Source organism: Neisseria sp. GT4A_CT1, from assembly GCF_000227275.1.
Lineage (GTDB): Bacteria > Pseudomonadota > Gammaproteobacteria > Burkholderiales > Neisseriaceae > Neisseria.
This window is the reverse complement of the sequence record NZ_JH164964.1, coordinates 32,839-47,456: the sequence shown is the minus strand read 5'-3', so window position 1 is coordinate 47,456 and position 14,618 is coordinate 32,839. Positions and strand designations below refer to the sequence as shown.

The following is a 14,618-nucleotide window of genomic DNA, read 5'->3' as shown; positions in this document are numbered from 1 at the left end:
CACTCCTGCCAATACCCATGAGTGCAACCATCTGTCCCCTTTGTTGGAAGGCATTGCCGAAGGTACGACCGTCTATGCCGACAAAGGCTACGACAGCAGGAAAACCGGCAACATCTGAAAGAGCATCAGTTGTTAGACGGCATTATGCGCAAAGCCCAACGCAACCGTCCGCTGACGGAAGCGCAAACCAAACGCAACCGATATTTATCGAAGACCCGTTATGTGGTCGAACAAAGCTTCGGTACGCTGCACCGTAAATTCCGCTACGCCCGGGCAGCCTATTTTGGTCTGCTCAAAGTGAGTGCGCAAAGTCATCTGAAAGCGATGTGTTTGAACCTGTTGAAAGCGGCTAACAGGCTAAGTGTGCCTGTTGCCGCCTAAAAGGCGGCCCGGATGCCTTATGTATGAGGTATCCGGGGAGGATTAAGGGGGTGTTTGGGTAGAATCAGGAGTGATTGGGGCGGAAACAGCCGAAAACCTGTGTTGGGATTTCGGTTGTCGGGAGGAGGGCTTTTTTGCAAAGGTCTCAATCTGCCTAGCTGCTCAAATAAGATGGATATAACAAAAGGTCGTCTGAAAACTTTTCAGACGACCTTTTCCATATCCACACCTCAAACGTGATGAATGACCAGCTTCTTGCCCTGATAGTCCAATACGTCCACATCCATATCAAACAAATCTTTAATATTTTCAGCGGTAAAGATGTCGTTCGGCGCGCCGGTCATGGCGACTTGTCCGTTTTTCATGGCGACGACGTGGTCGGCGTAGGCGGCGGCTTGGTTGATGTCGTGCAGGACGACAACGGTGGTGCGTTTGTGTTCGCGGGTCAGCCGTTGGAGCAGCTGCATGAGGGCGCGGGCGTGGTACATATCGAGGTTGTTGAGCGGTTCGTCCAAAAGGACGTAATCGGTGCTTTGGCAGAAGACCATGGCAATCATGGCGCGTTGGCGTTGTCCGCCGGAGAGTTCGGTCAGGTAGCGGTTGGCAAAGCTGTCCAGTTTGAACTCGGAAAGTGCGTTTTCGACGATGGCGAGGTCTTCGGGTGTCGGTCTGCCTTGGTGGTAGGGATAACGCCCGAACATGAGCAGGTCGCGCACGGTAATGCGGCTTATGACGCTGTTTTCTTGGGTCAGGATGGAGAGCGTTTTTGCCAGCTCGGCGGTGGGCGTGGTCGAAACATCTTTGCCGGCGTAGCTGATGCTGCCCTGTTCCAGCGGGCGGAGGCGCGCCATGAAGGAGAGGAGCGTGGATTTGCCTGCGCCGTTTGGACCGATGAGCGCGGTGATGCCGCCTTCGGGGATGTCGAGGCTGACGTTGTTGAGGATGGGGTTGCCGCCGATGTGGAAGCTGACGTTGCGGATGGTAATCATGATGGGTGTGATGTGTGGATTTGTTTTCAGACGACCTCCGAACATGAGAGGTCGTCTGAAAAGGATGGGCTTCAGATTTCGCGAACGATGACGAATTGGGGATTGTCTGCCAAATCAATCAAGAAGGCTTTGACACGCGCCTGCCAGAGTTCGCCGAAGCGTTTGAGTTCTTCTGCGGTGGCGGTGCCGCTGACGGCTTTGGGCATGATGTCGCGCATTTCGGGGGCGAAGGGCTGCATGGCGGCGTTGAGGCTGACGGCGACGGTTTTGCCGTTGTCTTTGCGGCGCAGGGTCAGCGTGCCTTCGATGTCGGCATCGAAACTCAACAGGTTGCGGCGGGCGAAGCGTCCTTGCGGGCCGACGCCGCCGAAGCCGGTTTCGGGAGCGGCGCCGGTTAAGAGTTGGACGACGGATGCGGTAACGCCGACCGTGCCTTCGTCGCGCGCGCCCTGCATGGCGGCTTCGATTCCGCCGCGCTGCGGCAGGTCGCTGCCGTAAAGTGCTTTCAGGCCTTTAAGCGTCATGAGGTACGCGCCTGCAACGGTGGGGCAGGAGTGTCCGCACAGGCGGACGGCATCGGCGTAGCGATACTGCATGATGCCCTCCTCTGCCGCGCCGAGAAATTCGGCGAGCGCGTCTTGGACGGTCAGCGTCGGGGCTTGCTCGAAAAATTCGGGAAAGTGTTCTTGAGTCATACGGTATCCTTTTGCTTTAAAGAGGTCGTCTGAATCTGTTTTCAGACGACCTTTGTGCTTATTTCAACAGGGTGCGTTTATCGTTGATAAACATTTCGGCAATTTTACTTGAACCGAACGGGTTGAGGTGGTTGGTATCGAAATACACCGGTAGCCCGTCTATAAGTTTGTCCGCGGGGATGTACTGCATAAAGTCCACCCACTGCACGCCGCGGTGCTGCTTCACGATTTTTTCGACTTCGTCTTCCGACTTGGCAGAATCGCGGATTTCTGCCTTTTTATCCTCTGAAACATAATTGATGTCGATACCGAGCTTTTGTCTCAGATAATAACGCCGCAACGGCAACTGCCCGTCCATGGGCGTATCGGCCAAAACGTACACTTTTTTGCCCGCCTTCACCAAATCCTCCAGCATTGTGTTGAACCGTTCCAAAAATTCCGGTTTGGCGGTATGGAGGAACCAGCGTTGCGAAATGATGATGACAGGATAGTCTTTGGTTTTTTGTTCGATAAACCTGTTATATGGATTGCAGCGGTCGGCGCGGCGGTCGCTGTCGGGCAGGACGAATCCGAACGCGGTGGCGCAGCTGTTGGACGTGATAACGTCTGCCGACCAGCCTTCTTTTTTGCCGACAATGTCGAGGAACGGGCTCAAATGGGCGGCATGCGAGTCGCCGATGACCAAAACTTCAGGTTTTTGGTTTGCCGCGCCGACGGCGCAATCGGTTTTGGTCAGCGTGTCCGCGCAAATTTTGCTTTCATCGGCTTTGTACAAACTGCTTTCAAACGCGGCGGGTTTGGCGGCCATCAGGTAGGTTGCCGCAGGAATCAGCAGCGCGAAATAAGCCGCCATGCTCCATTTGAATTTCGCCGTCGTAAAATTCTTCGCCTTCCGCGCCGGTGTTTCCACAAAATAATAAGACAACACCGACAACAACAGCATGATGATGACAGCCAGCGCCGATGCGGCAAGCGGAAGCTGCGCGTCCATATAAATGTAGCGCATGAGCGCCAACACCACCCAGTGCCACAAATACAACGAATACGAAATCAACCCGACAAACACCACCGGCTTGAGGCTCAACAATTTGGAGGTATTGAAGCCTTCCTGTATCTGCAATGATTTGCCCGAATAAATCAAACCGCCAACCGCCAGACAGCAAAGCAGCCGTTCGATGTTTCCCGCGCCGGGCAGGACGCCGTAGGGCAGCACCAGCGTGGCGGCGATGACCGCCATCATCAGCCATCCGAACAGCGGCGTACTGGCTTTATCGTTTTGTTCGGCAGGCGGAATAAAGGCAAAAAGCGAACCGACCAGCAGCTCATAAGCGCGCACATGCGGCAGGAAATACGCCTCCATACCCAAAGTCGGCAACAGCGCGGAAAACAGGCTGATGACAATCAGCAAAAGGATAAACGTCCGCACATTGCGCCGTTTGCTGATACGGAAAAACAAAATCAGCAACGCGGGGAAAATAAAGTAAAACTGTTCTTCCAACGACAGCGACCAAATGTGCTGCAACGGCTTTTCCGTCGCATCCGCATCAAAATAGCCGCCTCGGCGGGCAAAGAACAGGTTGGCGGCAAACAGCAAGGCATAGACGGCGGATTTGACGTATTGGCGCAAATCGAAAGACAAAAAGAAAATGGCGGCAACGACCGTCGTGCAAAGCAATACACAGGCAAAGACAGGCAAGATGCGTTTGGCGCGGCGTTTGTAAAACTCGAGAAACGAAAAGCTGCCGTCGCGAATCTCGCGGCTGATAATGGTCGTGATCAAATATCCCGACAACACGAAAAACATATCCACGCCCAAAAAACCACCCGGCAGCCATTGGGGATCGATATGAAATACGATGACGGATAAAACGGCCAATGCCCGTATCCCGTCCAAATCAGGACGGTATTTCAACACTTTACTCATAGCACACACCTTGATAGTGATGCTTAATATGAGTAAGAACCCGATATTTAGTTTCATTCACGCCGTCAAATCCAAGGGCGCGCAAAACGAAATATCCCATTTGGAAATAGTGGTTTACGCCATTCGAATTCAGGCTGGGAAAGTTTTCAGACGACCTATCGCTTGCGTTTCAGCACCAAATATAAAAACACCAGCCCGCCCGCAAATTCAACCACTACGCTCAACACCGCCTTCATGCCGAGCAGGTGTTCGAACACAGTTTGCCCACCGACCAGCAGGATGCCGCCGACGCACACCGTCATCGGCAGCCGCACGCTATGGCGCACGCTCGGGGCAAAATGGTTGGCAAGCGCGGCAGCCAGCAGGCCGAAGAAGCTGACCGGCCCGACCACCGCCGTCGCCGTCGCCACCAGCGCGGCAATCCAAAGCAGCAGCCACAAAGTATTGCGCGTGTAGTTTATGCCCAAATTAATCGTTTGGTCGCGTCCCAAAAGATGGACGTCCAGACGGTGCCGTTCGCGCCAAACCACCACCGCGCTCGCCAGCAGAATCAGCGCGCCCACGCCCAAAAGCTCGCTGTGGACCGTATTGAAGTTCGCAAACATATTCGCCTGCGCCGCCGTAAATTCCTCCGGATCAATCATGCGCGTCAGCAGCGAAGAGAGGCTGCGGAACAAAATCCCGAAAATCACGCCGATTAAAATCATGCGCGACAAATCGCGTCCGCCCTGCCGGATGAGCGTGTAAAACAAAAGCAGCGAGCCGCCCATCATCATCACCAGCTCAAAGCCGAACTTGCCCGTCAGCGGCAGCGACGTATAGCCCACCCCGCCCAAGGCAAACAGCAAAAGCGTTTGCAAAAACACATACAGCGAATCGAAGCCCAAAATCGAAGGCGTAAGGATCGGGTTGTTTGTCAACGTTTGGAAAAGCTGGGTCGAAACCCCGACCGCATACGCCACCAGCAGCAAAGCCGCCAGCTTGGTCAGCCGCAGTTGCAACACAAAATCCCAATCGCCTTGGATGTTCAAAGTCAGGAACAAGGTGCAACAAGCGAGCAGCAAGACAAACGCTACCCACAGCGGACGGGAAGAACCCTGCATAAACGCAACCTTGTTCGAGCGAAGCGCGCTACGCTTGTTTTCAGACGACATGGGCAGGCTTCCTCAACAAAATCCACAAGAACAACACCGTACCCAACACACCGAACACGGTTGAGACCGGAATCTCAAACGGGAACACAATCACGCGTCCCAAAATATCGCACAAAAGCACCAGCGACGCGCCGAGCAAAGCCACCGCAGGCAGGCTTTGGCGCAGCTTGTCGCCCATCAGGCGGCTGATGATGTTCGGCACGACCAGCCCGATAAACGGAATATTGCCGACCGTTACCAACACCAGCGACGTAATCATCGCAATAATCACCAAGCCTACCCACAACACCACCGTCCGGTTCAGACCCAGATTCACGCTCACCGTCTCGCCCAAGCCCAAAATCGTCAGTTGGTCGGCAATTAAATACGCCGTCAACGCCAAGCCGCCCGTCAGCCACAGCAATTCGTAACGCCCCAACAGCACGCCCGAAAAATCGCCCTGCTGCCACACGCTTAACATCTGCATCATCTCAAACTCATACGCGATAAACGTCGCCACCGCCTCGATAACGCCGCCGAAAATAATCCCCACCAGCGGCACCATCAACTGCGCCGTCGGCGGCAAACGGCGTATCAGCATCATAAACACCAGCATGCCCGCCAACGCCGCCACGGCCGCCACCGACATTTTCGCCGTCAGCCCGGCAGCCGGAAACATCAGCGTCATCACCAATACACCCAACGCCGCGCTCTGACTCGCCCCCACCATAGACGGCTCGACAAAACGGTTGCGCATCAAAATCTGCATAATCATCCCCGCCACCGCCATCGACGCCCCCGTCAACACAATCGCAAACGTGCGCGGCAGGCGACTGACCAGCATCAATTCCGTGCTGTCAGACAATGTCCAGTGAAACACATCCGCCCAGCGGAAATCGCCGACGCCCACCGACAGGCTGACGACAAACAACACCACCAGCACAAAGCAGTTGATTAAATTTAAAGATAAAGGTTTGACGGACATAAGGGAAAAATAATTCAGATGGAAAAACAAACGCCGTAAAGACGATATAGTGGATTAACTTTAAACCAGTACGGCGTTGCCTCGCCTTAGCTCAAAGAGAACGATTCTCTAAGGTGCTGAAGCACCAAGTGAATCGGTTCCGTACTATCTGTACTGTCTGCGGCTTCGTCGCCTTGTCCTGATTTAAAGTTAATCCACTACAACAAGGTCGTCTGAAAAAATGCTGGCAGTCAGTTCGGGCAAAATTCAGACCGGCTTTCGCCCTAAAAAATCGTGCTAACGATACCATTTACTATAAAAATAAACAATATTTGCACAAATAATAACCATTCTTATACACCTCGTCTGAAAATACTTTCCCCATACTCAAAACGCCCCGACAGCCTTTTCAGACGACCTCACGCCCTGCCAACCGCCCGCCCATCCCGCACCACTGCCCCGCCCGTCCGAAACGCGTTATACTTCCCAATTGACTGTCCGACCCACCCGCTTCAGGAGAACACCATGCCCGAACAAAACCGCATCCTCTGCCGCGAACTGAGCCTGCTCGCTTTCAATCGCCGCGTTTTGGCGCAGGCGCAGGATGAAAACGTGCCGCTTTTGGAACGTTTGCGGTTTTTGTGCATCGTCTCTTCCAATCTCGACGAATTTTTCGAGGTACGTATGGCGTGGCTTAAACGTGCGCAAAAAATGAATCCGCACGAGCGTTTGGACAACGGCACCACGCCGTCCGAAACCATCGCCGCCGTCGCTGCCGAAGCGCACGCGCTGATACAGGAGCAATACCGCCTGTTCAACGAAGTCTTGCAGCCCGAATTGGGCAAACAAGGCATCCATTTCTACCGCCGCCGCAACTGGACGGCAGGGCAGCAGAAATGGATCGAGCAGTATTTCGACGCCGAACTGCTGCCCATCCTCACCCCTATCGGACTCGACCCGTCGCACCCCTTCCCGCGCCCGCTGAACAAATCACTCAACTTCGCCGTCGAACTTGAAGGTACGGACGCATTCGGCCGCCCCTCCGGCATGGCGATTGTACAAGCCCCGCGCATCCTGCCGCGCGTCGTCCCCCTACCCGCCGAATTGTGCGACGGCGGCAGCGGCTTCGTCTTCCTTTCCTCCATCCTGCACGCCCACGTCGGCAAACTCTTCCCCGGCATGACGGTCAAAGGCTGCCACCAGTTCCGCCTCACCCGCGACAGCGATCTGACCGTCGATGAAGAAGACCTTAAAAACCTGCGCGCCGCGATTCAAAACGAATTGCACGACCGCGAATACGGCGACGGCGTGCGCCTCGAAGTCGCCGACACCTGCCCGCCCCACATCCACGACTTCCTGCTCGCCCAGTTTAAACTCACCCCCGCCGAGCTTTACCAAGTCAAAGGCCCGGTCAACCTCGTACGCCTCAATGCCGTGCCCGATTTGGTTGACCGTCCCGACCTCAAATTTCCCGCACGCGGTGCAGGTCGTCTGAAAGCATTGCGCAAGAACGGCTCCATTTTCAAACTGGCGAAACAATCGCCCATCCTGCTGCACCATCCGTATCAGTCCTTCGACCCCGTCGTCCACATGATACGCGAAGCCGCCGCCGACCCCGCCGTCCTTGCCGTCAAAATGACCATCTACCGCACCGGCAGCAATTCCGAACTCGTCCGCGCCCTGATGAAAGCCGCCCTTGCCGGCAAACAAGTAACCGTCGTCGTCGAACTCATGGCGCGTTTTGACGAAGCCAACAACGTCAACTGGGCGCAACAGCTTGAAAACGCAGGCGCGCACGTCGTTTACGGCGTATTCGGCTACAAAATCCACGCCAAAATGGCACTCGTCATCCGCCGCGAAAACGGCGCGCTCAAACGCTACGCCCACCTCGGCACCGGCAACTACCACCAAGGCACATCGCGCATTTACACCGACTTCGGCATCATCACCGCCGACGACCAAATCACCGCCGACGTGAACACCATCTTTATGGAAATCACAGGCTTGGGCAAACCGGGTCGTCTGAACAAGCTCTACCAAAGCCCGTTTACCCTGCACAAAATGGTCATCGACCGCATCGAGCGCGAAATCCAACACGCCAAAGCAGGCAAGCCCGCCCGCATCCGAGCCAAAATGAATTCATTGATCGAGCCGAGCGTCATCGACGCCCTCTACCGCGCCAGCAGCGCAGGCGTGCAAATCGACCTCATCGTGCGCGGCATGTGTACCCTGCGCCCCGGTGTCAAAGGCCTGTCCGAAAACATCCGCGTCCGCTCCATCATCGGCAGACAGCTCGAACACTCGCGCGTGTACTGCTTCCACAACAACGGCGCGGACGACACCTTCATCTCCAGCGCCGACTGGATGGGGCGCAACTTCTTCCGCCGCATCGAAGTCGCCACCCCGATTTTCACACCCGAACTCAAAACCCGCGTCATCCACGAAGGCATCGAAATGGCGCTGCAAGACAACACCCGCGCCTGGCTGATGCAGCCCGACGGCAGCTACCTCCGCGCCCGCCCCGAAAACGGCGAACCCGCATTCAGCCTACAAGAAAGCTTGTGGGAAATGTACGGCAGATAAAGCGCGGCAACACAAAAGGTCGTCTGAAACCGGTTTTCAGACGACCTTTTGGCTTAAGGCGATACAAGACTTGCGATTGAATGGGGAATGAAACAGAAACGCTCACTCCGGATCGTCCGTAAACGCATTCGCCCGAAAGATTGGCACGAACGTCAACAGATAAAGCACGAACACGGCGGCGGTCAGAATCGCGGGAACGGTGATGAAGAATATCGGGTTCACGTTCATTAAAACAGCGCGCGAGACGGCGGCGGCGAAAAGGATGGGGACGGCGATGCGGCAGAGTTTGGGGTAGTCGAGTTTGATAAAACCGCTGTGCCACAGTCCGGCAGTCAGCCATACCATCATCACGCCGCCCATCATGCCGCCGAGGGTAATCAGGTGCAGGGGCGCGGAGGTAGGCAGGTTTTGCAGTTTCGCCGCGCCTGTCCACAGATAGCCTGCGGCGGCAAAAAGCTGGAGCAGGTAATAAGTGCGGACGTAGTGTTTGCGCAGGAGTTCGTGATGGTGCAGTTCGCGCAGCTTGGCGAGCAGGATGAAGCCGACGGCGAGCGCGGTAAAACCGGCGGTTTGCGCGGGCAGCCAAAGCTCGGCGGCGGCGTGCAGCAGCAGGAAGGTGATGGCGATGTTTTTATAGACGACGTTGGGGATGAATACGGGGTCTTTCAGACGACATTCTTTAAGGGCTTCCGCGCCCAGAAGGACGCTGACGCGGACGGATACAAACATGACCGCCGCCATGTTCAGATGCACTTGCGCGCGCAACAGGTTCAAATCACCGCTGACGGCATAGGCCGTCTGAAAAACGGTGAACGCGGCAAGTAACATTAGCAGGGCAAAGTTGTCGGTGTTGCGGTCGAGCCAAATCAGCCAGGCGCAGAACAGCAGCAACACCAGCCAATAGGCGGCGACGAAAAACGAAGAGGTTTGCGTCGCAAACGGCAACAGGACGGATGCGGCGAGCAACAATGCCGCCATCAAAGTAGCAACAGGTTTCAGACGACCTTTATAACCCGTCCATTCGAGCATGGCGGCAGTCAGAAAACCGCCGTATGCCGCAGGCAGCATGAGTTCTAAGAAGATTTGGCGGTGCAAGACGATGGCACCGGGGCTGATGAGAAACATCAACACGCCGAGTATGGCAAGTACCGCCGCGCCGACAAAAAACGGCCGCATGGGGTGGGTGAAAAATTTATTCATGACTTGGCTTGATTCTGCATGAAGATGCTTTCGGATATGGATTTATTGGGCGGACAGGGCCGTATCTTTTGCCAAAGAGGCAAGCCTGCGGCTTGCTTACCCTCTCCCTAGCCCTCTCCCACGGGGAGAGGGGATTAGGCTGTCGAGCCCGAGCATTTTCAGGTTTACCTGCCATCTGATTTTCAATCCTGCGCTCTCTGATTTTCAGCAACCTGTTCCCCTCGCCCCGTGGGAGAGGGTTAGGGAGAGGGTAACGAACCGCAAGGTTTGTCAGATACTCAAATGCCCGTATCATTCATATTATTGATATTATTGTTTGAATTGTATTATTTTCAATAATAATAAATAATCCTAAACCAATATAAATAACAGCCATTATCCAACGACTAAACTTCTCTACAATTTCACCAATACCTGAAATATTAGCCAATCTTTGTGCTGTATATACTAAAACAAAAATCAATATTAAAAATACAAGAAGAGTAACTAATAAGTCGACAAGATCTAAAGTCACAAAGTAAGGAACAAAAAGTCCAATATTATCTGCACCACAACTAGCAACTGTAACCAAAGCAACAATACCGACTAATTTTGACAACCCTTTTTCATCCAATTCTTTTTTAGCTCTTTTTTCGCCCTCACAATCGTCGTAAATAGCAACTTTAATACCTAAGTAAATCGGTATTAAACCTAATAAACCCAACACCCATTTTTCCGGAACATAATGCAAAACAAAAGCTAGAAATAAACTAACTAATATTAAAATTACAGAACCTAAATATTGTCCGATATAAATATCTCGATATTCTTTTCTAGTATTTGCTCTAGCAAAAAATATTAATAGTATTACCAACAAATCTACTGCTGTAGCAATATATAAAACAGCAGCAGTAATCACAGTCGAAAACATAAAGCACCTCATAATGAATCCCCTGCCCCCTTGGCACCACGGCTTTTTCAAAAACCGAATCGCGTTCGGATAACAGATTCGTATCTTTCGCTAAAGAGGCAAGCCTGCGGCTTGCTTACCCTCTCCCTAGCCATCTCCCACGGGGAGAGGGAATTGGGCTGTCGAGCCTGAACATTTTCAGGTTTACCTGACATCTGATTCCCAATTCTACGGCTCTCTGATTTTGAGAAACCTGATCCCCTTTCCCCGTGGGAGAGGGTTAGGGAGAGGGTTAGGGAGAGGGCAACGAACCGCAAGGTTTGTCAGAAATTTAAATTCCTATCACTCATAATAATGAATCCCCTGAAACTCTCTTGCCACCACGGCTTCTTCAAAAGCCGAATCGCGTTCGGACAGCGGCGTAGGCAGGGTAATCACGTTTTGCACGTTCATGCCCTTAGTGGAAAGCAGCATGATTTCATGGCTCAGGCGTGCGGCTTCGAAGCGGTCGTGCGTTACCAGCATACACGCCATGCCCTGCCGCTCGATTTTTTCCACCAGCATGGCGACCAAAATATCGCGCAAATCGCGGTCCAAACCGACGAACGGCTCGTCCAGCAAGGCAAGGTCGCAGCCGCACAGCAGCAGGCGCAAAAATGCTACCCGTTTCGCCATGCCGCCGGACAATTCGGTCGGATATTTGTTCAAATCGCCCGCAGTCAGCCCGACTTTCGCCGCCAGCGCGATGATTTCGCCTTCATCGGGTTTGTCCATAAAAATAGCGATATTCTGCATCGCGGTCAAGTTTCCCGGCAGGCGGTTTTCCTGAAACAGAAAACCCGTTTTGCGGAAAGTATTGCGTATCGTGCCCGATTTCGGCGTTTCCAAGCCCGCAATCAAACGCAAAACCGTCGTCTTGCCACAGCCGCTCGGCCCGAACAAGGCTTTCACTTCGCCATGTTGCAGGTTCAAACTGAAATCGCGCACGATGGGGTCACGGAGAATTTCAAAACGCACGTTTTCAAGACAGAGCATCACCTCCTCCACGGCATAAACAAAATTTCCAAAGGCTTGGTAATCAGGTATTCAAACAGCGACACAAACACGATAACCAACACCACATAAGCCATCACCGTCGAAGTCTCCAGCATCGCCCTCGCGTCCGCAATCCGCGCGCCCACGCCTTCGCTCGCGCCCAAGAGTTCCGCCATAATCACCACCTTCACCCCCATCGCCACCGCCACGCCGATGCTGGAAATCACATAGCCCGTCAGATGCGGGATATACAGATAACGGATTTTTTTCAGACGGCCTAATTTATAAGCGTCAAACAATTCCTCATGCTGCTTGTTCACGCTCGCCATCCCGACCGCCGCACTCGCAAACGTCAGCGGCGCAACCAACACAATGATGGTAAACAACACGCTCGGATTGCCGAAACCGAACCAAAACAACGCCATCACCACCCAAATAATTGGCGGCATCGCCAACAAAACCGTAATCACAGGCTTAAGCAACGCCATCGCCGTCTTAAAACTGCCCGCCACCAGCCCCGCTGCCAATCCCGCCGCCAGCGCAACCGAAATCCCCACCACCGACCTCCACAGCGAAATCCCGATTTCGTTTTCCTGAAAATGTTTCAATAAATCCAGAGACTTTTGAAACACCTCAACCGGCGCAGGCAGCATAAACTCGCCGAACACGGCGCTGCCCCACGCCCACAACGCCACCACCACCATCGCCACGCTCAGACCGGCAAAGCCGCTCCAGAGGTAGTCGATGATGTAAAACACCGCAGGCTGCGGTTTACGGATTTTGTCGGTTTTAATCATGGTTTAGGTGTTGGTTGATGGGGATGGTTTGGGGATGATAAGTCGTCTGAAAAAATGGTTGATTGGGTTAGACGGAACACCGTAACCCAACGAAACGGCTTGGTTTCTCAAAATAGTGTTTTTCAGACAACCTTGGATTGGGATTTTGGTGTTTTGTCGGGTTACGACTGCTGATAAGCCAACCTACGGTTAAACCCGAAATTTAAAAACTTGAGTAAACGAATCTCTCTTATCATTCGTAACATAAACAGGTAAATGGCACTCCGAGGTTAACTGTTTAATAACCATACTTGATGGATGCCCATAGGGATTCGATAAACCAAATGATATTGGAGAGATTATTCTACGCCATCCTTCACTAAAGTCGTTGAAGAAGTCAATATCAAATCCATTTTTGCTACCATGATGTGGAACTTGTATTGTATTGACTGGCAAATAATATTTACATCGTTTTATCTTATTTTTAAAGTCATCAACAATTTTTTTTAAATGAACATCTCCAGTATAAATACATCCAAGATTAAACCGATTTTTTGAAAAAAAAATAACGGCAAAATGGATAAAATTTCCAATAATCTTCTCCCATATGAATATAATATATATATGCTGTGCTATCTTTATATTCAATGAGATTAGAATAAAGAACTAGGGAGTTCTGATTAATATTTCCTTCTACCTCTTTATAACATTTTCTAATTTCTTTTATGTGATTAGAAATATAGTCAATATCTTTTAAATACTTAATTGATATATTATTTTCTCTAAATTTCTTTAGCAATTCCTTGCATATTATTTTATTTTTATAGTTGTATGGTTTATAAATCCAGAATTTCTGCCTTCCAAGAGAAAAGTTAATATTTTCCCCACTCTTTATTTCTGCTCCATCTTCAATTTCAGCTACATCTCTTATTTCCTGATTTGATTCTTCATCCCTACTTTCAACAACCTCTCTAACCCAAATAATTTTCGTTTTACTTCCAAAAAATTCTTTTGGATTATTTAGAATATTCAAAGAATTTTTATATTCACTACCTAACCATTTATAAACAAAAAGCAAAAAATTCTTATCTTCTTCAGAAAGTAAAGGCATGATTACTGTTTTAATTTTACCCACACTATTTTTTAAAATATTAATTTTATTGACATGATCGCTATCAAAGTGAGAAATAAATAAAATGTCTATATCTTCATTTTTATCAAAACTATTTGAAATTACTTTATCAACACCTCTTGATAATGAACCGCAATCATATACAACATTAAAGTTATTATTTTCTGCCTTAAATGATTCGCTATAAAATCCCCCTTGCCCTACAGGGTAAAAAGTTCTTTGCATTTTTATCTTCATAAAATCACCTATAAAATATTTCTAATTAACTGGTAGATTGGCTCATGAACCAACATTTCAAGCAATCTGACGGTTTTGTTGGGTTTGACAATCTACCCCATGGTTACTACCCGCCGTCATTCCCGCGCAGGCGGGAATCCAGAGGTTTGACGTTGCTGCAATTTTAAAACATTCCTGCAATATCAAAGACTGGATTCCCGCCTGCGCGGGAATGACGGCTCTTTGTGTACTGTTCGAACTATTATCTGATAGGCCGTCTGAAAAGAGTAGCAACTGTATTTTTCACCCCGTCGGGCAAAAATACCAAAACTCAAATCAAGCCGTTCGGATACCGTTTTCGGTGGTACCGTTTTCGGCAAAGTAATCACGCATCCGGGCATTCAATATCGTCAGCAGTTTGCGCATACATGCCGTAACGGCAACCTTATACGGCTTACCCTTGGACAGCAGGCGTTGGTAGAAATCCCGAATAAGCGGTTCAAAACGTGTCGCTACCACGGTAGCCATATACAGTGCCTTACGCACCGCAGACCTTCCGCCAAAGCAGCGGCTTTTGAATTTGGTTTCCCCGCTCTCCCTCGGGTGCGGGGCAATGCCGACCAAAACTCGCCAGCCGTTTGTGCGACAGCCGTCCCAATTCGGGCAGCATCGCCATCAGCGTAGCCGTCGTTGTCGAACCG

Annotated in this window: 11 protein-coding genes and 2 pseudogenes; 2 read left to right on the top strand and 11 right to left on the bottom strand. The window is 51.5% G+C overall.

The genetic code is table 11. The annotated features are described in order from the left end of the window. A pseudogene (locus HMPREF1028_RS13000) lies at positions 1 to 381 on the top strand (transposase); the annotation flags it as partial. A gap of 230 nt (positions 382 to 611) precedes the next feature. Here the strand turns inward: HMPREF1028_RS13000 and HMPREF1028_RS00210 are convergent. The 5 genes from HMPREF1028_RS00210 to HMPREF1028_RS00190 form a co-directional block, all read right to left on the bottom strand. Next, entirely contained in the window at positions 612 to 1,370 is a 759-nt protein-coding gene (locus HMPREF1028_RS00210; protein WP_036528929.1) for an ABC transporter ATP-binding protein, read from the bottom strand. A 71-nt stretch (positions 1,371 to 1,441) separates the two neighbouring features. Continuing rightward, positions 1,442 to 2,065 (bottom strand): FmdE family protein, encoded by a 624-nt coding sequence (locus HMPREF1028_RS00205; RefSeq protein WP_003758361.1) that lies wholly within the window; start codon positions 2,063 to 2,065, stop codon positions 1,442 to 1,444. A 58-nt stretch (positions 2,066 to 2,123) separates the two neighbouring features. Further along, complete coding sequence (locus HMPREF1028_RS00200; protein WP_009310830.1) at positions 2,124 to 3,989, bottom strand: acyltransferase family protein; 1,866 nt, start codon at positions 3,987 to 3,989, stop codon at positions 2,124 to 2,126. 155 nt (positions 3,990 to 4,144) lie between these two features. Continuing rightward, on the bottom strand, positions 4,145 to 5,143 hold the full coding sequence (locus tag HMPREF1028_RS00195; RefSeq protein ID WP_009310828.1) for an iron chelate uptake ABC transporter family permease subunit: 999 nt from the start codon (positions 5,141 to 5,143) through the stop codon (positions 4,145 to 4,147). Beyond that, on the bottom strand, positions 5,133 to 6,107 hold the full coding sequence (locus HMPREF1028_RS00190; RefSeq protein ID WP_009310827.1) for an ABC transporter permease: 975 nt from the start codon (positions 6,105 to 6,107) through the stop codon (positions 5,133 to 5,135). The genes HMPREF1028_RS00195 and HMPREF1028_RS00190 overlap by 11 nt, the downstream gene beginning before the upstream one ends. Before the next feature lie 504 nt (positions 6,108 to 6,611). Between HMPREF1028_RS00190 and ppk1 the strand changes: the two genes are divergently transcribed. After that, positions 6,612 to 8,669 carry a polyphosphate kinase 1 gene (ppk1, locus tag HMPREF1028_RS00185; protein WP_009310826.1) on the top strand — a complete coding sequence of 686 codons (2,058 nt, stop codon included), beginning with the start codon at positions 6,612 to 6,614 and terminating at the stop codon, positions 8,667 to 8,669. 102 nt (positions 8,670 to 8,771) lie between these two features. Here ppk1 and HMPREF1028_RS00180 read toward each other — a convergent pair whose 3' ends face one another. From HMPREF1028_RS00180 to HMPREF1028_RS00155, 6 genes and pseudogenes are all read right to left on the bottom strand, one after another. After that, positions 8,772 to 9,869 (bottom strand): NnrS family protein, encoded by a 1,098-nt coding sequence (locus tag HMPREF1028_RS00180; RefSeq protein WP_009310825.1) that lies wholly within the window; start codon positions 9,867 to 9,869, stop codon positions 8,772 to 8,774. Positions 9,870 to 10,164: 295 nt separating this feature from the next. Continuing rightward, positions 10,165 to 10,779, bottom strand: a complete 615-nt coding sequence (locus HMPREF1028_RS00175) for a CadD family cadmium resistance transporter (protein WP_004519352.1) — start codon at positions 10,777 to 10,779, stop codon at positions 10,165 to 10,167. Positions 10,780 to 11,100: 321 nt separating this feature from the next. Continuing rightward, positions 11,101 to 11,793, bottom strand: a complete 693-nt coding sequence (locus HMPREF1028_RS00170) for an ATP-binding cassette domain-containing protein (RefSeq protein WP_009310824.1) — start codon at positions 11,791 to 11,793, stop codon at positions 11,101 to 11,103. Next, a complete protein-coding gene (locus HMPREF1028_RS00165) occupies positions 11,793 to 12,590 on the bottom strand; it encodes an ABC transporter permease subunit (RefSeq protein ID WP_009310823.1) in 798 nt (265 codons plus the stop codon). The genes HMPREF1028_RS00170 and HMPREF1028_RS00165 overlap by 1 nt, the downstream gene beginning before the upstream one ends. A 520-nt stretch (positions 12,591 to 13,110) precedes the next feature. After that, positions 13,111 to 13,938 carry a hypothetical protein gene (locus tag HMPREF1028_RS00160; protein WP_009310822.1) on the bottom strand — a complete coding sequence of 276 codons (828 nt, stop codon included), beginning with the start codon at positions 13,936 to 13,938 and terminating at the stop codon, positions 13,111 to 13,113. 315 nt (positions 13,939 to 14,253) lie between these two features. Next, positions 14,254 to 14,618 (bottom strand): annotated as a pseudogene (locus HMPREF1028_RS00155) (transposase); the annotation flags it as partial.

Excerpts from the sequence above, each read along its gene's own strand:
- HMPREF1028_RS00210 (WP_036528929.1), bottom strand. The coding sequence starts at position 1,370 with ATGATTACCATCCGCAACGTCAGCTTCCACATCGGCGGCAACCCCATC.
- HMPREF1028_RS00205 (WP_003758361.1), bottom strand. The coding sequence starts at position 2,065 with ATGACTCAAGAACACTTTCCCGAATTTTTCGAGCAAGCCCCGACGCTG.
- HMPREF1028_RS00200 (WP_009310830.1), bottom strand. The coding sequence starts at position 3,989 with ATGAGTAAAGTGTTGAAATACCGTCCTGATTTGGACGGGATACGGGCA.
- HMPREF1028_RS00195 (WP_009310828.1), bottom strand. The coding sequence starts at position 5,143 with ATGTCGTCTGAAAACAAGCGTAGCGCGCTTCGCTCGAACAAGGTTGCG.
- HMPREF1028_RS00190 (WP_009310827.1), bottom strand. The coding sequence starts at position 6,107 with ATGTCCGTCAAACCTTTATCTTTAAATTTAATCAACTGCTTTGTGCTG.
- ppk1 (WP_009310826.1), top strand. The coding sequence starts at position 6,612 with ATGCCCGAACAAAACCGCATCCTCTGCCGCGAACTGAGCCTGCTCGCT.
- HMPREF1028_RS00180 (WP_009310825.1), bottom strand. The coding sequence starts at position 9,869 with ATGAATAAATTTTTCACCCACCCCATGCGGCCGTTTTTTGTCGGCGCG.
- HMPREF1028_RS00175 (WP_004519352.1), bottom strand. The coding sequence starts at position 10,779 with ATGTTTTCGACTGTGATTACTGCTGCTGTTTTATATATTGCTACAGCA.
- HMPREF1028_RS00170 (WP_009310824.1), bottom strand. The coding sequence starts at position 11,793 with ATGCTCTGTCTTGAAAACGTGCGTTTTGAAATTCTCCGTGACCCCATC.
- HMPREF1028_RS00165 (WP_009310823.1), bottom strand. The coding sequence starts at position 12,590 with ATGATTAAAACCGACAAAATCCGTAAACCGCAGCCTGCGGTGTTTTAC.
- HMPREF1028_RS00160 (WP_009310822.1), bottom strand. The coding sequence starts at position 13,938 with ATGAAGATAAAAATGCAAAGAACTTTTTACCCTGTAGGGCAAGGGGGA.